The sequence below is a fragment of the Blautia faecis genome (assembly GCF_020554845.1).
Lineage (GTDB): Bacteria > Bacillota > Clostridia > Lachnospirales > Lachnospiraceae > Blautia_A > Blautia_A faecis.
Map to the genome: position 1 here is coordinate 103,391 of NZ_JAJCIA010000004.1, position 19,263 is coordinate 122,653.

At 44.7% G+C, this 19,263-nt stretch carries 16 protein-coding genes; 1 reads left to right on the forward strand and 15 read right to left on the reverse strand.

Features of this window, described 5'->3' with window-relative positions; all coding sequences use genetic code 11:
• Positions 1-2: 2 nt before the first annotated feature.
• The 13 genes from LIZ66_RS03470 to LIZ66_RS19770 all read right to left on the reverse strand — a co-directional run bounded on the left by LIZ66_RS03470 (position 3) and on the right by LIZ66_RS19770 (position 14,284).
• Positions 3-1,166, reverse strand: coding sequence for a Coenzyme F420 hydrogenase/dehydrogenase, beta subunit C-terminal domain (locus LIZ66_RS03470; RefSeq protein WP_227200307.1), 1,164 nt, complete (start codon positions 1,164-1,166; stop codon positions 3-5).
• 1 nt (position 1,167) lies between these two features.
• On the reverse strand, positions 1,168-2,292 hold the full coding sequence (locus LIZ66_RS03475; RefSeq protein WP_227200305.1) for a polysaccharide pyruvyl transferase family protein: 1,125 nt from the start codon (positions 2,290-2,292) through the stop codon (positions 1,168-1,170).
• Positions 2,293-2,302: 10 nt separating this feature from the next.
• A complete protein-coding gene (locus LIZ66_RS03480; protein WP_227200303.1) occupies positions 2,303-2,797 on the reverse strand; it encodes a glycosyltransferase in 495 nt (164 codons plus the stop codon).
• Between the two features lie 15 nt (positions 2,798-2,812).
• Positions 2,813-3,280: a PssD/Cps14F family polysaccharide biosynthesis glycosyltransferase gene (gene pssD / locus LIZ66_RS03485; protein ID WP_264466022.1), complete on the reverse strand. Its 468-nt coding sequence runs from the start codon at positions 3,278-3,280 to the stop codon at positions 2,813-2,815.
• Between the two features lie 33 nt (positions 3,281-3,313).
• A complete protein-coding gene (locus tag LIZ66_RS03490) occupies positions 3,314-4,555 on the reverse strand; it encodes a nucleotide sugar dehydrogenase (protein WP_227200301.1) in 1,242 nt (413 codons plus the stop codon).
• A 366-nt stretch (positions 4,556-4,921) separates the two neighbouring features.
• Entirely contained in the window at positions 4,922-5,428 is a 507-nt protein-coding gene (locus tag LIZ66_RS03495) for a serine acetyltransferase (protein ID WP_177296692.1), read from the reverse strand.
• Positions 5,429-5,451: 23 nt separating this feature from the next.
• Complete coding sequence (locus LIZ66_RS03500; protein ID WP_024344867.1) at positions 5,452-6,501, reverse strand: NAD-dependent epimerase/dehydratase family protein; 1,050 nt, start codon at positions 6,499-6,501, stop codon at positions 5,452-5,454.
• 1,014 nt (positions 6,502-7,515) lie between these two features.
• Positions 7,516-8,967 carry a sugar transferase gene (locus LIZ66_RS03505; RefSeq protein WP_227200299.1) on the reverse strand — a complete coding sequence of 484 codons (1,452 nt, stop codon included), beginning with the start codon at positions 8,965-8,967 and terminating at the stop codon, positions 7,516-7,518.
• 393 nt (positions 8,968-9,360) lie between these two features.
• A complete protein-coding gene (locus LIZ66_RS03510) occupies positions 9,361-11,061 on the reverse strand; it encodes an ABC1 kinase family protein (RefSeq protein ID WP_227200298.1) in 1,701 nt (566 codons plus the stop codon).
• Positions 11,062-11,217: 156 nt separating this feature from the next.
• On the reverse strand, positions 11,218-11,607 hold the full coding sequence (locus LIZ66_RS03515; protein WP_227200296.1) for a phasin family protein: 390 nt from the start codon (positions 11,605-11,607) through the stop codon (positions 11,218-11,220).
• 77 nt (positions 11,608-11,684) lie between these two features.
• Positions 11,685-12,065 carry a diacylglycerol kinase family protein gene (locus LIZ66_RS03520; RefSeq protein ID WP_227200295.1) on the reverse strand — a complete coding sequence of 127 codons (381 nt, stop codon included), beginning with the start codon at positions 12,063-12,065 and terminating at the stop codon, positions 11,685-11,687.
• A gap of 88 nt (positions 12,066-12,153) precedes the next feature.
• Positions 12,154-13,932 carry an ASKHA domain-containing protein gene (locus tag LIZ66_RS03525; protein WP_227200294.1) on the reverse strand — a complete coding sequence of 593 codons (1,779 nt, stop codon included), beginning with the start codon at positions 13,930-13,932 and terminating at the stop codon, positions 12,154-12,156.
• 202 nt (positions 13,933-14,134) lie between these two features.
• Positions 14,135-14,284: a DUF6783 domain-containing protein gene (locus LIZ66_RS19770; RefSeq protein ID WP_408611489.1), complete on the reverse strand. Its 150-nt coding sequence runs from the start codon at positions 14,282-14,284 to the stop codon at positions 14,135-14,137.
• A 482-nt stretch (positions 14,285-14,766) separates the two neighbouring features.
• On the opposite strand from LIZ66_RS19770, the gene LIZ66_RS03530 reads away from it, so the two are divergent.
• Entirely contained in the window at positions 14,767-15,168 is a 402-nt protein-coding gene (locus LIZ66_RS03530; RefSeq protein ID WP_227200293.1) for a helix-turn-helix domain-containing protein, read from the forward strand.
• 102 nt (positions 15,169-15,270) lie between these two features.
• Here LIZ66_RS03530 and leuS read toward each other — a convergent pair whose 3' ends face one another.
• Together leuS and LIZ66_RS03540 are read right to left on the reverse strand one after the other, a co-directional pair.
• Positions 15,271-17,673 carry a leucine--tRNA ligase gene (leuS, locus tag LIZ66_RS03535; protein ID WP_173717049.1) on the reverse strand — a complete coding sequence of 801 codons (2,403 nt, stop codon included), beginning with the start codon at positions 17,671-17,673 and terminating at the stop codon, positions 15,271-15,273.
• Between the two features lie 201 nt (positions 17,674-17,874).
• Positions 17,875-19,059 (reverse strand): S41 family peptidase, encoded by a 1,185-nt coding sequence (locus tag LIZ66_RS03540; protein WP_227200292.1) that lies wholly within the window; start codon positions 19,057-19,059, stop codon positions 17,875-17,877.
• Between the last annotated feature and the right edge of the window lie 204 nt (positions 19,060-19,263).

Consider the following 19,263-nt stretch of genomic DNA (forward strand, 5'->3'; position numbering starts at 1 on the left):
TCTCAAAGAGATTTAATTTTTTGAATCAGTTTATTCGGCAGCACAGATTTCAACCGTGCTTTTGGCTGAAAGCCAACCTTTATATTCCCTATAAAGCCTGGTTCATCGATGCTCTTATAGAAAGTATCTCTAGTCACAGGCCTGTTGCTCGGCTGTACCAAATTATGCTGCTTCACCATTCCCTCTTCCAGTGTCGCTTCTTCCACTTCTGCAAGAGGGCGCATCATTTCAAAGAGTTTTTGGCCTTTCTCGGTATTGACAAATACACTGGATACGCCTTTTGGAGAATTAAAATCAGGGTGGCTCTTGGCAATTCCCCAGAAATCACCTACGGTCAAATCTCCCACTCGGCTCGCATTTGCATAGGCACACTGATAACAGCTCTCTCTGTAACAGTCGCCATCCATAAAATGTTTTCCATAGCGATCAAGAGAGAGTGTCTTTGTCTTTGTCTTTGTCTTTGTCTTTGTCTTTGTCTTTAGCAGATATTGTGTTCCCCAGCCCCGTTTATCTTTGGAGCGGAAATTGAAGTAAATCACTTTACCTGCCGTTTGCTTGTTCTGGTATTCCAAATACTTTTTAAAAAACTTCGGAGACGGAACGCCGTGACAAATCAGGTCAACCGTATATAAATTTTCAGGATTGCCACCCAAGAAAGCATACAAGCCAGCAATTTGGCAGGGTGTTCCTGTAAAAAGCACCGTTTTTCCCTCAACGAGTCGCTGTTTGGCCTTTGCATAGCTGTCTTTCGGATCGGACTGAACATACTTAGAAGATTGGAGTTTTTCTCTTTCAGCATCGGTCGTTACTTCAATGTGACTTACTGCCAGCTGTTCATCATAAGCAGCACCATAGACCACACCACCCGTTTGCAAAACAGTCTTTGCCGCGCTGTCTGCCGCGCCACCGGATGCGGAACGCATAATGTCCGTATCATTTTTGTTGCGCCACGCCCAGACTTTTTGGGGGTTGTTCCGATGAAATTCTGTATTCTCCACCGGACATTTTTTTAGGCACAATTTGCACTCGATACAGCTTTTTTCATCAACGGACGGATACCAAAAGCCCTCGTTACTTTCCACCATAGAGATGCAGTGTTTCGGGCAGCTTTGCGCACAGCTTTTGCATCCCACACATTTCTCTTTTATCCTTGCTACGTTCTCCATCTTATCCCTCTAAATTACTTCGCAGATACTCCTTCGCCACTTCTCGATGTGCTTTCAACAGCTCATCAACTTTTGCGTAATCAATCGTTTCTTCATTGATATTTTCTGCATCTTCAACTTTCGCTGTCATTCTGTCTGCCAAATCCAACCGTTCCAGCAAATCACTCAACTTTTCTTCATTACCATAGCTGTTACCTACACTCTTGCGAATTAATGTTGTAAACGGCCGATGTGTGATCACCGAGAAGATGCTGCCGTGGAAGGTATCGGTAATAACTTCTTCTGCATTTCTGAAATAGGCCAGAACCTCAAAGGGTGAGCAGTCTACGAATCGGTCTGCACATTTTTGGATACCACCAATTGCATATACCTTCAAATTCTTCTTCTTTGCATAAGCAGCAATCCAGTCTGCTTCTTCATTGGAAATACGGCCTGCATACGCATACAGAATCAGATACTTCTCGTCAACCCGCAGCTGTGGAATTTTATCGCAGCAGTTCATGTAATCATAGGTCAGAACCGGGTCCAAGTTATAAACCGGCTTTTTTTCTGTAAGCTGCTCCACAATGGCTCCAGAATTCGCATCTCGTACAGAAATCGCATCAAATTTCTTCAACAATACTCCAACTTCATCAGCCTTTTTATACTTTTCCAGCTTTTCTAATGTTGTATTACCAAAAGATGCCGCATAAGTGAGAAGTCTCTTCGCATGATTATCTTTTCCAAACAATTCCAGCGAATAACCCACATTGGAATTTTTCTGAATGCAGTTGAAAACCTCATCGCTGCCAATCACAAGGCAATCCAATGTCGGGTTATAGTTCATTTCATCCGTAATTCCTAAAAGTGGCATATACTTTTTTGAAAAAGTCTGCTTATAACGAATGAACGACAACTTATGCGCAAATGGAGCCTGATATTGAAAAGTTTCCAGACCTTTTTCGACCTTACGGACAAACTTGTTTTTGCTGTCAGCATTTTCCGTAATTACGGGTGCGCCTACATGGTAGTCTACAAACTCTACTTTGCAGCTCAATTCTTCAATCAGCTGCTTTAATGCATATGCCTGCAAAAACGATCCGTAGTTTGCAATACGCTGCATCGACATGATTCCAACTTTTCTCATCCATTCATCCTCAATACAATTCGTTTACCAGTTTCTCAAGTCCTTCATTAAACTTGGCATTATTACTACTCATACCATGTCCCATGCCGGCAACAATCTGATCATAGTTCGTTATGATATCTCCCAGTGTATTAATGTCCTCCACCGGAATAATCGTTCCCATTCTCTGCGCCACATTCCTTGCGAACTCAACTTGATGGTCGTTCACATGCTCATTGAACTGATGCTGACGCGGCACAACAATAGGAGTCTTACCTATCTGTAGTGGCATGATAAAACTTGCCGGGCCACCGTGAGTGATTACAATACGGGCGTCGGCCACATTTTTCACCATCTGCTGATATGGAATCAGCTTACTCCACTGACAGTATTTCGGCTCGTATGTACTAAAACCAGTCTGGATAATTACATCTTCGTTTATAATGCCGTCTTTCTTTAATTCATCTATTTTCTGAATCAGCCGATTAAATGGCTGCTCATGTGTTCCTACCGTCACAAAAATCATTTTCTCGTCCCCTACTTAGAATATGCTTCCAAGGTTAACCGCCTTTGGATAAACCTTTTTCTGCTCTTCCCACTGCACAACAAACTTGTCCACAATGGGGTAAACCATCTTTCCTGTCATTGTCGGTTTATCAATTCGATCAAAAACCTCGATGTAGACCAACTTTGCGCCCATCATTTTACCAATATAAAAAAACGGGACCGCAACTGCTGCACCGCAGGAAATAATCAAGTCTGGCTTTTCCTTATGTAACACATTCCATGCAATCTTGGTATTCTTAATAAGAGCCTTTAGACTCCGGTTTGTCGGATAATAACAAGGATACATTTTTTCACCTTCGAGCAGGCTTCTTGCATCCTCCTTATCAAACGTAACCCAAAAATGATCCTTGTTTTTCCAAAATGGCTTTAACATATAAAGGTGGGTTAAATGACCGCCAGATGAACCCACCAAGCATACCTTTATATTTTCTTTATTTTTCATCTGACTCTCTCCTCTAATTTTCCTTGATCTTGCTTAATCTCTCTGGAAAATATCTCTGGTATAGACTTTCTCTTTCACATCATCCAAGCACTTGTCATAGCGGTTCGCAATGATGGCCTGACTCTGCTTCTTGAACTCATCCAGGTCATTAACTACTTTACTACCAAAGAAAGTATCCCCGTCTTTCAGGGTCGGCTCATAGATGATGACAGTTGCGCCTTTTGCCTTGATACGCTTCATGACACCTTGAATGGAACTCTGACGGAAGTTGTCGCTGTTACTCTTCATAGTCAGACGATAAACGCCTACAACAACTTCTTTCTCCTTGCTCTCATCCCAGCTGTCATTTGCTTCATAAGCACCAGCAATCTCCAAAACACGGTCGGCAATGAAGTCTTTACGAGTTCTGTTGCTCTCAACAATAGCCTCGATCAGGTTTTCCGGTACATCGGCGTAGTTCGCTAGCAGCTGCTTGGTGTCTTTCGGCAGACAGTATCCACCGTAGCCAAAGGACGGGTTGTTATAATGAGTACCAATACGAGGATCCAGGCAAACACCGTTGATGATCTGCTGAGTGTTCAGCCCTTTCATCTCAGCATAGGTATCCAGTTCGTTGAAGTAGCTGACACGCAGTGCCAGGTAGGTGTTGGCGAACAGCTTAACTGCCTCTGCCTCAGTAAAGCCCATGAACAGAGTGTCAATGTTCTCCTTAATTGCACCTTCCTGCAGGAGTTCTGCAAAAGTGTGTGCAGCCTTCACCAGACGGGCATTGTCAACATCAGTACCGACGATGATACGAGAAGGATAAAGGTTGTCATACAGAGCTTTGCTTTCTCTTAAGAATTCCGGGCTAAAGATGATATTGTCACAGTGGAACTTTTCACGAACATTTGCAGTATATCCAACTGGAATGGTGCTCTTGATAACCATGATAGCTTCCGGATTGTACTCGATAACCAGCTTGATTACAGCTTCGACTGCACTGGTGTCAAAAAAGTTCTTCTTGCTATCGTAGTTGGTAGGTGCAGCAATTACGACAAAATCTGCATCACTGTATGCTTCCTTTGCATCCAGAGTTGCGGTCAAATCCAACTCTTTTTCTGCCAGATACTTTTCAATATATTCGTCCTGAATCGGAGATTTCTTGTTGTTGATCATATCGACCTTAGCCTGCACAATATCGACTGCAACTACCTGATGATGCTGGCTCAGAAGCACTCCCAGCGAAAGTCCGACGTATCCCGTGCCGGCCACAGCGATTTTATAATTTTTCATAGTTCTGTTCTCCCTCACTAATTTTTCATTTGATAAAACAGCAAACAAGCCCACGGCGGATCACTCAATGGCAATCCACCGTAGGCTCGATTCGTTCTCCTTAATTTTTTACTTGCTGCTCATTTTGTGGGTCAAAACAGAGCTGCACCAAAGCCTCCCACTTATAACCTCTGGATTTCAGCTTCTCCGCAGCCTGTCAGCAAATAAATACTTTTGTTGAACGAGTCGAGCCGTCAAAACCATTTAGTTATCGTAGTTTTTCTTGGTTGACCCTATTATATCTCCAGCCCCAGTGCCAGCCACAGCAATCTTTAAATCCTTAAACTCTCTCATTTTTTAACCCTCTAATTTTCTTTATCATAGAATTTACACTGCATGATTTATATAATCCTTCGTTGCATCATCCGCATGTTTTACAATGCATGGATTCCCAAAAACAATAGAATGGTCCGGAATATCGCAGTTAATATAGGTATTTGGAGCTATAAGTACATCATTGCCAATTACAACATTACCAACAATTGTTGCATTTACTCCAATCCAAACATTATTTCCAATACAAGGTGTTCCTTTTCTTTTTCCACGATTTTCCTGACCAATCGTAACTCCCTTGTGAATATTAACATTGTTACCAATTATTGCTTTCGCATTAATTGTGATCCCATATGGATGTCCAACATAAAACCCATAGCCAATTTCATTATCAACAGAAAACTCAATTCCCTTTTTCTTGGTAGAAATCTCAAACAATTTCTTGTATATTTTATGAAGAAAGGGATTTTTACTCATTTGTGCTTTACGATAAAACTGCAAAAAACGTGGTACCCCCCCCCCAGAATATCTCTGCTTATCAAGTTCCAAGATATTTTCCATAAATTCTAACCCTCTATTTTTCCTTATTTATAAAACTCAGCGTACCACTCAGCGAAGTTACGCAGACCAGTTCTCAAACTTGTGCTCGGCTTATATCCAAAGTCCCGCTCCAACGCACTGGTATCTGCATAGGTCACAGGCACATCACCCGGCTGCATCGGAACAAGTTCCTTGTGTGCTTCAAAGTCATAATCTTCCGGCAGCACCTTTGCACGAACCAGCTCCTCACTCAGAATCTGCACGAAGTCCAGCAGATTCTCCGGGTTCTGATTGCCAATGTTGTAAACTGCATACGGCGGAATCGGCAAACCATCCTCGCCATTCTTCTTGTCAGGTGCTTTCTTCATCACACGGACAACACCCTCAACGATGTCATCCACATAAGTAAAATCACGCTTGCAGTTGCCATAGTTGAAGATTTTGATAGTTTCGCCCTTCACCAGCTTGTTGGTGAATCCGAAGTAGGCCATGTCCGGACGACCTGCAGGACCATACACGGTGAAGAAGCGCAGACCAGTGGACGGGATGTTATAGAGCTTAGAGTAGGCGTGTGCCATCAACTCATTAGACTTCTTGGTTGCTGCGTACAGTGAAACAGGATTATCTACCTTGTCATCCGTGCTGTACGGAACCTTCTTGTTGGAACCGTAGACGGAGGAAGAAGAAGCATACACCAGGTGCTCTAGACTCTCGCAATGACGGCAGGCTTCGAGGATATTAAAGAAGCCGACCAAGTTAGATTCCACATAAGCATCCGGGTTGGTGATGGAGTAGCGCACACCAGCCTGTGCTGCAAGGTTGACGACCACAGACGGCTTGTACTTCTCGAACAGCTCCGTGATCAGCTCCTTGTCGGCGATGTTGCCTTTGACAAAAGTAAATGTGGGATACTTAGCCAGCTCGTTCAGGCGGAACTCTTTGAGTGCCACGTCGTAGTAAGCATTCATGTTGTCGATGCCGATGACCGTAGCAGAAGGAGCCTCCTGATAAATTCGTTTCACAAGGTTGGAGCCTATGAAACCGGCCGCACCTGTGACTAAAATTGTTTTATTATCTAAAGTAACTGTGCTCATATGTATTCCTCCATTTTTGTTAACTTCCTAATCTATGTACACATCTGCTCTTCACAGATAGTATTTCTCTCTAATTTCCACTGTGTGATAACCACACTCGGCTAAGTGTTTTCTTATACTGTCGTATCCAATTACCCCAGCAATCATATTTCCCTTGTTTTCTACTCCATAAAACATCCGTTGAGTACACTCGTTTCTATTTCTCTATAGCCGAAGTGTTGATTTGTACGGTCGAACCCCGTATACCCTGCAATGACGTTTTTCTAAGTGTTGGATTGTTGAATCGAACCCTGTCGGCGCATGAGTTTTGTTAAAACTGTATATATCATCCAGTCCAATTCTCACCATTCATTGTTCGTTATGAACAAATCATTCACTTCAACCACTCAAAACATGTAATTATCATCACCATACATGCTCTACTCAACAGCTGTTTTATGAAGTAGGAATCATCTGTTTTTCTCTATTTTTCATGACTCAACAAACCGTTATGATGTAGGTGTCATTAGCGGGTCAGATAGTGTACTCAACAGCAGTTTCAGACGTTAATGATAAACTCATGGATTTTTGTTGTTTTCTCCTGTTTTCCGCCATTTCTATGATTCTTCTGAAAAAGATGTGCCAATTTTGTGCCGCATGGGCCAAAAGTTCAGCGTTTTGTATAAGCATCTAGCATTTACAGCTCATATAGTTGTAAAATATAGCCAATTTCAGCAACTCAATTAGTGTACAAAACAGGTTCTTTTTGGCAATGCTACGTCAATACGGTTTGTTGAGTAGACATTTATTGGTGTTGCAATACTACAATTGGTTATTAAGAAGTTTTGTGCCTATTATTACTGCAGTGCCAACCAGATACACATTCTGTACTTCTTTTTTGAATCCATTACTCTATTCCATCCTCATTTTTTGCGTTTTTATCGCAACAATTTTTTCACAAATACTTTTTCTGTTACCTTTTTCTTTTATCGTTGCTTTATAATATAACTTATCTATTTGTGGTCAAAAAAACAATCACATCGATCCATCTTTCTTCGCAACCACCATCACGGTCTTCAAAAGAATCTTAATATCCAACCCAATATCCCAATTCTCAATATATTCCTTATCCAACCTCACAACTTCCTCAAAATCCGTAATATCGCTCCTACCACTAACCTGCCACATCCCCGTTATCCCAGGTTTAATTGCAAGCCGTACTTTGTGATGTGGTTCATACAAATTTGTCTCGGAAATCAACGGCGGTCTCGTCCCCACAATAGACATATCCCCTTTCAGCACATTAAAGAACTGCGGGAACTCATCCAGACTCGTCCTTCTAATAAAGTCGCCCACCCCAGTCTTATGTGTCCCATCCGGCAGCACCTTATTTCCGATTACTCTGGGGTCAAAGTCCATCTTGAACATTTTTCCATCGCCCAGTTTGTTCTCTTTCATAAGCTCGGCTTTCCGCGCTTCCGCATCCATGTACATGCTGCGGAATTTGTACATTTTGAATTTCTTTCCGTTCTTTCCCACACGTTCCTGGGAGAAGAAAATCGGGCCCGGGGATGCCAGATAGATGGCGGGGCCAACGAAGATGGTAATGATTCCTGTAAAAATACAGCCAACCAGTCCGCCGCAGATGTCCATCAGGCGCTTCAGGAAAAGCTGTCCGAAGGATGCATAGTTCAGACTTGTGGTCAGAACTGTATAGCTTCCAACTTTTTCCACAAACTGTCTTTTGCCAGTCTGGTTGGTGATTTTTGCAAGGTTCAGATGAACGGTTACGCCGGTTTCGGTAAGCTTGTCGATAAACCCATCCGGGTATGGCAGATCTTCGGAGATGACGATCAGCACCTCGTCGATCCACTCCTGGCAAACGTACATAGGCACGTCACTTTCGCAAGCAACAACAGGGACGCCGCAGATTTTCTCACCGGTACAGTCCTCATCGATCACAACCACCCCGGCAAGGGAATATCTGGCATAATTGTTTTCCTGCATGCTGTGCACTACGTTCTCTGCTACCGCTTTGGAGGTGATGATCAGCAGCTTCTTGTCGCCGCCGTTTTCCATTTTTTTATGTAGGGAATTTTTCCAGATTTCTCTTATGGCATAGGTGAGAACCAGGTAGATCACAATTGTGGTGATCAGGATCATTCTGGAAAAGCTCTGGCCTTCCTGGATTATGAACAGGTAAGCGATTGCAAGAGCACCTACTGCCACAGCATTTTTCAAGGTGGTGACAAATTCCCTATAGTGACCTCTTTTCAGAACGCTTTTCATGGTGCCGGAGGTGAAGATCACCACCAGGTCGGCAAATCCAAGGAATATTGCCATATTTCGATACAAAATATCTCCATACACATTGAATCCGTACCCGCGGAATGCATATGCCAAAATAAATGCCAGCTGCAGACAGATCATATCCAGAACAATAAAATCCGCATGTTTTAACCAGCCCTCTGAGTCCTTCCGATACATATTTTCCTTTTCCCCTCCCAAGTACTTTTCTTCCGTTCAGCTTAGGTAAATACAGCTGACAGAATCCTTCCATTCTCTAAAATGCAATGGCAAAATCTATTTTTCGTCTTATATTTATAACTTATCTAAATTTATATTTTCCCGCCAACGCTTCCCGGTTATGCTTTTTCTCAGGCATATTTAGGTCACATCTCTCTTGATCTGTAACCACCGTTCATGCGTCAGCGGTATTATTTATTTCCAATTTCGACAAATTTCACCATTCCAGTCTTCTTAATAAAATACCACCCTGCCCTATTAGTGTCAACCCCCCCCCCAGGTTTCTTTCTGGCCTTTCCGGCAAAGTTTGGTAATTTTATCCACTTAACCAGATTTTCCCACTGGTTTTTTCCACTACTTTTTCATAAAGTGTTTGATAAACAGGTACATGAGAATGACCAGTGCCCCAAAGTATCCCAGCACTCCAAAGGCCGGAATTCCCATTATCTTCGGTGTCATGTCTGTGGTGCAGATAATACTGGAGCTGATCAGAAGTGCCATGACCCAAAGACCAAGCACGATGTTCCGGATCAGGCGGCGCATCAGCCACGCCAGGTCATCGGAGGCGTGAAGGTCCAGGTTGATCTTGGTCTGGCCTTTCATACAGCCCTGCAGGAAATCTGCTGCCAGCGCAGGGATATCCACGGCGCGGAGCATGGAGCGATACAGCTTTTTCCCAGTGCCCTTCATCTGCTTCTTCCAGTTTCCTTCCTCCAGAAGGTTTCCCTTCAGACGGGCTGCTGCAATCTGTACCATATTGATCTCCGGGCTGATATCTGCCAGTACCCCTTCCATATGCGTCAGTCCTCTTGCAAGCATGGTAAGGCCATGGGGCATGACGATCTTGTTCTCCTTCATTACATCCATCAAATCTGTAAGGATTTCTACGATATCGATTTCGCCAAAATCTGCGGTACCGTATTTCGCCATAAGGTCACGGATGTCTGTGTAAAGGCGGCTCTGATTGGGTTTCCCCTTGAATTCCCCAAGTGCCAGCACTGCATCCTGGATTTTTCCAATGTCATTCAGTGCCACCCCTTCGATAGCCTGCCCGATCAGCTCGCGGTCACGATCATTCAGACGTCCCATCATTCCCATGTCGATCCACACGATCTTGCCGCCCTGGATCATTACATTTCCCGGATGGGGGTCTGCGTGGAAAAAGCCGTCGTCCATAACCTGCTTGATAAAATTATCCACAAATTTGCTGCCAATCTCATCAAGGTCGTAGCCGCCTGCAAGAAGTTCTTCCTTATGGTCAATGGGAATACCGTCGATGTATTCCATAACAAGGACGCTGGCTGTGGTATATTCTCTGTAAAGAATAGGCGTTTTTACAAATGCCACATTCTTATTTTTCCTGGAAAATTCTTCCATGTTGGCTGCTTCTGTCAGGAAATTCATCTCTTCCTGGGTGACGCGCCACAGCTCTTCCAGCACAAGATTCAGATCTACCGCTTCCTTGATGCTTACAGGGGGAAGGAGCTTCACCGCCTTTTTCATCAGGCCGATATCGCGGGCCATGATCTCGTAGATGCCCTTTCGCTGAACCTTTATCACAACTTCTTCGCCGGTTTTCAGGACGGCGCGGTGTACCTGGGCGATAGAGGCTGAGCCAAGGGGCTTCTCCTGGATTTCCTGAAATTCTTCCTGCCAGGGACAGCCGAAGGCTTCCCGGAGGACTTCTTCTACTTCCGCAAATGGCATGGGGTCTACATCAGAGCAAAGCTTCATCAGCTCGTCGCAGTAGCGCTTGGGCAAAATATCAGAGCGCATGGACATGATCTGTCCCAGCTTGATGAAGGTGGGACCGAGATCTGTGAGAATAAGGCGGAGCTTCTCCGGGGAGACGCCTCGGGTGATAGCATGCTTGTAGAGGACGGCTGTGATTTCTTTTAGCCTTTCTTTATACGTGCCGGTGTCTTTGCCATTTGACTTCTTACCAGCTGTGCTGTTTTTCTCATTTTTATCCTGTTGGTTTTCCACTTCCAGATTCTTTCTTTGTGCCTGGTCTGCTTCTGACTTCATCGTACTGTCCTTCTTTGTCACACCCATGTCTGTTCCCCTTACTGAAAAGGCAGGATTCGGGTACTTTTTCTCCTCATCCTGCCTTCATAAATTTCTTTATTTTGTTCCGCAATGCCGTTCAGGATTTCCTGCTGCACTTCTTAAACAAGGCAATACTATTTCTTTTTCGGAAAATGTTATTGCTTATTCCTGAGGATCGTCCTCGTATTCTTCCTTGGCTTCCTCCACTTCTTCTGCCTCTTCCTCTTCTTCGGCAGTCTCCTCTGCGTCTACGTCTTTCGCCTGCATCTTGCTGATCTGCTCTTTCAGGGCGGCCAGCTGATCCGGGGTCATTTTGCCAAGGACTTCCTTCAGTTCATCCGGGTTGGACGGCTTCAGGGTTACGTTTACGTTCTTCTTCACGCTCTCTTTGATATTGTGCTTCAGTTCCTGATTGAGAACCTTGCCCTGTTCTACAGTGAGCTCACCTTTCTTTACCAGTTCCTCCAGAACTTCTTTGGATTTCTCTGCGGTCACTGCTGCAGTGCCGATTCCTGCAAGTAATAATTTTTTGATGCCTTCTCCAAGTTCCATAGTGTGTGCTCCTTTCTTATTTACAGCTGTATCTGCCAACTCCCTGTGGGATTTTCGTTTTCAGCAGATCGGACTTCTCATAAAAGTCCAAGAAATACCAGCCCTTTAGGTACGAAAATGATCAGTCCGGCGATGGCGGCCATGATGGCAGCGATCAGGACGGCGCCTGCTGCGGTGTCCTTGGCGATCTTCGCCAGGGGCTTGTACTCGCTGGTCACCAGATCCACCACGGATTCTACGGCGGTGTTCACCAGCTCCAGTGCCATCACCAGTCCGAAAAGGCCAAGACAGATGCACCATTCCACTGGGGAAAGCTTCAGGATGATGCCTGCGATCACTACCAGGACTGCCATGGCACAGTGGATCTTCATGTTCCGTTCCTTGCGGATACAGGTGAAAATTCCTTCAAATGCGTATCCGAAACTTTTCGTAATTGGTGGTTTCTTGGGTGCTGTCATTTCGTACACTTCCTGTCTGTTGGTTTGGGGATAGTATAGCATATTTTGTGCTAAATTACTATAAATTTAGATATTTTTTACAATCATCTCATAATTTTATATCTTTTTGTCGTTCCTTCAGCTTCTCCATAACTGTAGGATACCGCTTATAATCTGTATGGGGCAAAGCCTGGGCTGCTACCATTAATTCCAGGAAATCCTCCACTTCGGCGAACTGAATATAAACCATTTCTTCCAGGATCTGGTCGATGTCAGTGAGGAGACTTCGGTTTAAAAGAAGCTTCTGAGCTCCTTCCAGTGAGGAGTTTCCAGCGTTGATAATGTGGTCGCGATCCATATCGGGATACATGCCGATGGTGATGGCGGATTCTTTGGATACGTATTTGCCAAAGGCTCCTGCCACGTAGAAGCGGTCTGCCTGGTTTAAGTCAAGACCGGATTCACGGAGCATGATTTCTACCATGGTGTGAGCGGCGGATTTGGTGCGGATAAATTCGTCGATGTCCTTCTGGTAGAAGTACAGACCGGAGGCATATTCCACACAGAGCTGGTTGTCTCTCTCCTGGATAAGAGGGCTTTTTTCCGGGGAAAGCTTGCCACGGATGTCAATCCAGCCTTCCAGGAAAAGCTCTGCAATCAGATCAATGATGCCGGAACCGCAGATTCCCTGAGGCGGAGTTTCTCTCTTTCCATTACTGTCTTTGCATTTCTCATCTGATACATCTTCTGACAATAAATTTGTCATTTTTTCAGTGTTAGATTGTACTGAATCTGTGATATTTTTCTGTTTTTTTCTCTCTCCATGCATAACTTCAAAGCATTCTGCCTGTTTTCCAATTACATGCACAAAGATGTTTCCATCCCTTATCTTCACTTCATCTACTGCCCCTACGTCTGCCCGCATTCCAGTGCGCACCACGCCTCCCTCCAGTGCCGGTCCTGCTGCGCCTGCGCCGCAGAGAAGAAATTCTTTATTTCCGATCACCAGCTCGCCGTTGGTTCCGATATCGAAGAAAACACTGATCTCGTTTTTCTTGTATAATTCAGTGTCGATCATGCCGCTGATAATATCGCCGCCAAGGTAGTTTGACTTGGCAGGATAACAATAAACGTAGCCTTTCAGCGGAATGTCCAGATCGCGTGCCAGCTGGAAGCCGGGGCAGTCGGCATGGACTGCGTGCGGTGTGTAGAAAACGCAGAATGCATCCATTCCCAGAAGGAAGTGAATCATGGTGGTGTTGCCTGCGATTACCATGGAGAGCGCGCTGCGTGAAATACTTCTTGCTTTTTGGGCAGCATTTTTCGCCCCTCTGTCGTCACACGATTCGCTCACACCGTTATTTTCTGTCTTTTGTTCAGAAGGTGTACCTTGCATTTCCAGACTTGCATCCAGCTTATCCATGCATTCACAAATGGATTCCACCGTAGCCCGCCGCACTTCTTCCAGCTTTTCCCTATTATCTTTACAGTAAAAAATCCTGGACAGAATATCAGTCCCCCACTGGATCTGCTTATTGAAGCAGCTGACCTCTTTCAAAATCTCTCCACTGTTGCAGTCCAGAAGTCTCGCCACCACAGTGGTGCTTCCCAAATCCACCGCCAGACCATAATGCTGCGCGGTGGTATCTCCTTCCTCAATCTCCAACATTTCCCAGTTTTCCCCATTCCAGGCAAGGGAAACCGTTATTTTCCACTTTGCGTTGTCCAGCAAGGGGTATAACTTCCGCAAAATGTGGACAGGTATATGAACTCGCTCTTCCACACCTGCTGCCGCCAGGCTATCCAGGATCCGTTGCTGGTCTGAGCGGGGATCGTCTTCGGTTGGGAGGGGGAGTTCGAGATATATTTTTCGGCTGAGACCGTTCATCGTTTTTCAGCTCCTTATTCTTTACTCATTTTGAGTGTATTTATATATTCTATTCCTTTTTTGGATATTTTTTATTGACGTAATTCGAATTATTCTATATAATAAATATATGTATTTCAAATTTAATATATTTTCCCGAGCAGTTGGGGGACGTGCTCTCACCCATCCGAGTTTTTATGGAGGAGGTGATACTTATGTCAACCTATGAGGAATTTATGGTTATTTTAACCGCAGGTATTTTACTTGTTTCGATTCCAGAGCATGTTTGAAAAAGGCTTTCTGCAAGATGTGCGTCACAATTTGCGTGCAGATTGCAGGAATGTTTTTTCAAACAGGTTCTGGAATTCGCCATACATAAGAAATAGCCGTCCTAACCCTGGAAAAGTTGCGGAACGGCTATCTCAATAGTCAACACCCAATATAACAGGATCAGGTAGAGAGCATCTACCTTCCAACTGTTCTGGTGAGTATATTATATCTATTCTATACTATATTGTCAATTAAGTTTTTAAATTTAATATATTTTCCCGAGCAGCTGGGGGACGTGCTCTCACCCGTCCGAGTTTTTACGGAAGGGGGTGATTATTATGTCAACATACGAAGAATTTATGGTTATTTTAACCGCAGGTATTTTACTTGTTTCTATTCTGGAATTTGCCATACATAAGAAATAGCCGTCCTGACCCTGAGAAAGTTACGAACGGCTATTCCATCTTCAAAATAAGTACCAGGGATGGGTAGAGAGCATCTACCTTCCAGCTGTTCTGGTGAGTATATTATATCTATTCTATATGATTTTGTCAATCAATAATAGAAAATGGAGGGATTTTTATCATGACTTTTGGAAAAAGACTTATGCAGCTGCGTAAAGAACATGGTTATCGCAATCGCGACACTTTCGCGGCTGAGCTTGGCATTCCCGCCAACACTTTGCGCAATTACGAAATGGACATTCGGGAACCTGGCTTTCCATTTCTTATAAAGATATCGCAGTTTTTTCACGTCTCTACCGATTACCTGTTAGGATTAACGGAAGAAAGAGCGACTACAGCTGTCGATGTTCAATCCCTCTCCGAACAGCAGCTTATCGAGAAATATCGTCTTCTTGACTGCACTGGAAAAGAACTTGTAGATTACACAATTGCCATTGAATTAAAGCGAACCACCTTATTGGAAAATCAAAAAAACCGCATTCTCCATTATGAGCAAGCGTTTAATTTCTTAAAACAGTCATAATCGTTTTATGCATTTTCTATATACTTCTATAGCCAGCAGTGGACTATCTCAAAAAACTCCCCACCGATCATTCAGTGGAGAGTTTCTCTATTCCAGTAATCTTTATTTCGCAACAAAGTTTACGATCTTATTCGGTACATAAATCTCTTTTACAAGAGTCTTGCCTTCCAAGAAGGAAGCTACTCTCTCGTCCTTCTTCGCCAGCTCAAGAGCTTCCTCTTTCGCACAGCCGTTCGGGATTACGATGGTTCCACGAACCTTACCATTGACCTGGACACCGATTTCTATGGAGTCCTCTACAGTCTTGCTCTCTTCATATTCCGGCCACTGGGAAAGGGAAAGTAAGCCTTCTCCGCCGATGGTCTCCCAGATTTCCTCGCAAAGATGAGGTGCAAACGGGCAAAGGAGCTTGATGAAGATCACAAGGTCATCCTTGCTGATCTTGCCAACTGCATAAATCTCGTTGATAAGAGTCATCAGGCAGGCAATTGCAGTGTTGAACTTCATAGCCTCGATATCGGAGGATACCTTCTTGATTGCCTTATGGATCTTAACCTCCATATCCTTGGCTGCCGGCTCCTCTGTCATGATATCGGTCAGTCCTGCAACTCTCTCAAGGAAACGCTTGCAGCCTCTTACGGAGCTGTCGTTCCACGGAGCAGCTGCGCCGTAGTCACCCATGAAGAGAACGTAGGTACGAAGTGCATCTGCACCATACTCATTTACAATATCAAGCGGATCAACAACGTTGCCCTTGGATTTACTCATCTTGTCGCCGTCTGAACCAAGGATCATACCCTGTGCAGAACGTTTCGCATATGGCTCCGGAGTATTGACAATTCCCATGTCATACAGGAAATGATGCCAGAATCTGGAGTAGATCATATGTCTGGTTACATGCTCCATACCGCCGTTGTACCAGTCAACCGGCATCCAGTATTCCATCTTCTTGCGGTCTGCAAGAGCTTCTGTATTGTGTGGATCCACATAACGAAGGAAATACCAGGAAGATCCAGCCCACTGTGGCATGGTATCAGTCTCTCTCTTGGCATCGCCGCCGCATTTCGGGCATTTGCAGTTTACGAAGGAATCGATCTTTGCAAGTGGAGACTGTCCGTCCTCACCTGGCTGGAAGTCTTTGATCTTCGGCAGACGAAGCGGAAGCTCCTCATATGGAACTGCTACATCACCACATTTCGGACAATGAACGATCGGGATTGGCTCGCCCCAGTATCTCTGACGGTTAAATGCCCAGTCTTTCATCTTATACTGAACGCCAGCTTTACCAATGCCCTTCTTCTCAAGCTCTTCCAGCATGCGCTTGATGGAATCCTTCTTATTTGTATAGCCATTCAGGAAATCGGAGTTGATCATCTCACCGTCACCTGTGTAGGCTTCTTTCTCAATGTCGCCGCCCTTGATAACCTGGATAATGTCAATACCAAATTTCTTGGCGAAATCATAGTCTCTCTGGTCATGTGCTGGTACCGCCATGATCGCGCCGGTACCATATCCCATCATTACATAGTCTGCAATGTAGATTGGGATCTTCTTGCCATTTACAGGATTTACGCCCTCAAGTCCCTGGATGCATACACCTGTTTTCTCTTTTACAAGCTGGGTTCTCTCGAACTCAGTCTTCTTCGCACACTCTTCACGGTAAGCCTTGATCTCATCCATGTTGGTAATGCGGTCAGCATATTTGTCGATCAGCGGATGCTCCGGTGCGATAACCATGAAGGTTACACCAAACAGGGTATCTGGTCTGGTGGTGTAAATCTGCAGTGTCTCATCAATTCCGTCAACTGCAAAGTTTACGAAAGCACCTGTGGATTTACCGATCCAGTTTACCTGCTGCTGCTTGATGTTCGCCGGATAATCCACATCCTCCAGTCCCTCAAGAAGCTTGTCTGCATACTGGGTGATTCTTAAATACCAGACATCCTTGGACTTCTGGATAACGTCGCTGTGGCAGATATCGCATTTGCCGCCCTGACTGTCCTCATTGGAAAGAACAACCTTACAGGATGGGCAATAGTTAACTAATGTCTTATCACGGAAAACAAGTCCGTTCTCAAACATTTTCAGGAAAATCCACTGGGTCCATTTATAGAAATCTTCCTGTGTGGTATCGATCACACGGCTCCAGTCAAAGGAGAATCCAACACTCTTCAGCTGATTAGTGAATTTCGCAATGTTCTGGTCTGTGATCTCACGAGGATGTGTATTCGTCTTAATCGCATAATTCTCAGTAGGAAGTCCGAATGCATCGAATCCGATGGGGAACAGTACATTGTATCCCTGCATTCTTCTCTTTCTGGAAAGTACCTCGATACTGGAATATGCCTTAATATGTCCAACGTGCATTCCCGCACCACTTGGGTATGGGAACTCTACAAGGCCGTAGAATTTCGGTTTATCACTTCCGTCAACAGCTTTAAATGCCTGCTGCTCTTCCCACTTTTTCTGCCATTTCGGCTCAATTTTCTTAAAATTGTGTTTCATTGATGGTTCCTCCACATTTATTGTGCCTGTCATAACTGTTCAATGCCTTCACAGTTATTGCCTATCATAACTGTTTAATACCTTCACAGCTATTGCCTGTCAACAAAATAACCGTCGGCTGATCTGCCTGTTTATCGCGCAGATCAGGCACGTTATTTTGCAAAAATCCTTTTACCATTCTAATCCAACATAGTGGTTTTGTCAACGAGAAACCGCCTCTATTGCGGCCTGAAGCTGATTATCCTCGTCATGGGTATAATCCGTCCGGTTTAAAAGGCTGGCATCCAGTTTTACCTCCACATCCGGTGTGATTCCCACCTTGTGGATATCATTGCCCTTGGGGGTAAAATATTTCGCTGTAGTCAGCTTCACCGCACTTCCATCAGAGAGCTGGCGGATGCTCTGAACGATTCCCTTTCCATAAGTGGTGGTTCCCACAATCGTTCCAATCTCATAATCCTTCACAGCTCCGGCAAAAATCTCCGATGCACTGGCGCTGTTCTCATTTACCAGCACTGCCAGAGGAATGTCGATCGGGGTGTCTCCGTCACACTTCATCTCCTGTTTTTCCCCATATTTGTCCTCTGTATACACGATCAGTCCTTCGGGCAGAATCTGGCGCAACACATCGCACACAGAAGAAAGCACCCCACCTGGATTGTCACGAAGATCCACGATCAGCTTCTCCATGCCTTTTGCCTGAAGATCTTTGTAAGCATCCTCAAACTGCTGGGGTGTCACCATGGTAAACTCTGTAATTCGCAAATACCCTATAGAATCCTCCAGCATTTCATAAGAAACAGTGGGCAGCTCCACATCGCTCAAAGTCACTGTAATTTCTTCCGGTTCATCTGCCTCCTGATGATAAACGGTCAGAATAGAAGTACCGTCCTCCTTTTCCCGTATCATCTTTGAGACCTCAGCAGGCGTCATTTCCGTTACATCCGTTCCGTTCACAGCCGTGATCACATCATTCGCCTTCAGCCCGGCCTCATCTGCCGGACTGCCCTCATAACAATCCACCACCAGAATACCACCCTCCGTATTTTGGGTAATGCTCACGCCGATTCCAGAGTAAGAGCCCTCGGTGTCTCTCATCTCCTCCTCGTATTCTTCCTCCGTATAATATCTGGAATACGGATCCCCCAGCCCATAAAGAAGCCCGGTATAAATCCCCTCCTTCAGCGAATCCTCATCCACATCTTCCAGATAATTCTGATCTATAATATCTTCCAGATACTTAATCTTCTGGGTAACTGCCACATCCGACAGTACATTACTTCCCGCACGTCCCGCTTTCTGAAGCCCCACATATCCCCCGCCCAGCACCAGGGATGCGCAAAGTACACCAGTTATGGCTCCCTTTAAAAATTGTTTATCTGCCATCTATATTTCTCCTTATTTTCGCTATACAAGTTCTATCCAACCAGCAGCATTTGGGCAACTGATATTCCTAAGCAAGTCATTTCAGGTGCGCCCTTAGCGCAGGTGAGATCCGATGGTTACGAAGACTTAGACGCGAGGGCTCTCCCGAGCGTCTTAGTCGCAGTTACCAGCTAGCTCGCCGGAGCGTTGCACCGACTTGCGTGG

What these genes read in the sequence shown, in the direction of transcription:
- LIZ66_RS03470 (WP_227200307.1), bottom strand. Translation starts at nt 1,166, where the DNA reads ATGGAGAACGTAGCAAGGATAAAAGAGAAATGTGTGGGATGCAAAAGC.
- LIZ66_RS03475 (WP_227200305.1), bottom strand. Translation starts at nt 2,292, where the DNA reads ATGAGAAAAGTTGGAATCATGTCGATGCAGCGTATTGCAAACTACGGA.
- LIZ66_RS03480 (WP_227200303.1), bottom strand. Translation starts at nt 2,797, where the DNA reads ATGATTTTTGTGACGGTAGGAACACATGAGCAGCCATTTAATCGGCTG.
- pssD (WP_264466022.1), bottom strand. Translation starts at nt 3,280, where the DNA reads ATGAAAAATAAAGAAAATATAAAGGTATGCTTGGTGGGTTCATCTGGC.
- LIZ66_RS03490 (WP_227200301.1), bottom strand. Translation starts at nt 4,555, where the DNA reads ATGAAAAATTATAAAATCGCTGTGGCCGGCACGGGATACGTCGGACTT.
- LIZ66_RS03495 (WP_177296692.1), bottom strand. Translation starts at nt 5,428, where the DNA reads ATGGAAAATATCTTGGAACTTGATAAGCAGAGATATTCTGGGGGGGGG.
- LIZ66_RS03500 (WP_024344867.1), bottom strand. Translation starts at nt 6,501, where the DNA reads ATGAGCACAGTTACTTTAGATAATAAAACAATTTTAGTCACAGGTGCG.
- LIZ66_RS03505 (WP_227200299.1), bottom strand. Translation starts at nt 8,967, where the DNA reads ATGTATCGGAAGGACTCAGAGGGCTGGTTAAAACATGCGGATTTTATT.
- LIZ66_RS03510 (WP_227200298.1), bottom strand. Translation starts at nt 11,061, where the DNA reads ATGGGTGTGACAAAGAAGGACAGTACGATGAAGTCAGAAGCAGACCAG.
- LIZ66_RS03515 (WP_227200296.1), bottom strand. Translation starts at nt 11,607, where the DNA reads ATGGAACTTGGAGAAGGCATCAAAAAATTATTACTTGCAGGAATCGGC.
- LIZ66_RS03520 (WP_227200295.1), bottom strand. Translation starts at nt 12,065, where the DNA reads ATGACAGCACCCAAGAAACCACCAATTACGAAAAGTTTCGGATACGCA.
- LIZ66_RS03525 (WP_227200294.1), bottom strand. Translation starts at nt 13,932, where the DNA reads ATGAACGGTCTCAGCCGAAAAATATATCTCGAACTCCCCCTCCCAACC.
- LIZ66_RS19770 (WP_408611489.1), bottom strand. Translation starts at nt 14,284, where the DNA reads ATGGCGAATTCCAGAACCTGTTTGAAAAAACATTCCTGCAATCTGCAC.
- LIZ66_RS03530 (WP_227200293.1), top strand. Translation starts at nt 14,767, where the DNA reads ATGACTTTTGGAAAAAGACTTATGCAGCTGCGTAAAGAACATGGTTAT.
- leuS (WP_173717049.1), bottom strand. Translation starts at nt 17,673, where the DNA reads ATGAAACACAATTTTAAGAAAATTGAGCCGAAATGGCAGAAAAAGTGG.
- LIZ66_RS03540 (WP_227200292.1), bottom strand. Translation starts at nt 19,059, where the DNA reads ATGGCAGATAAACAATTTTTAAAGGGAGCCATAACTGGTGTACTTTGC.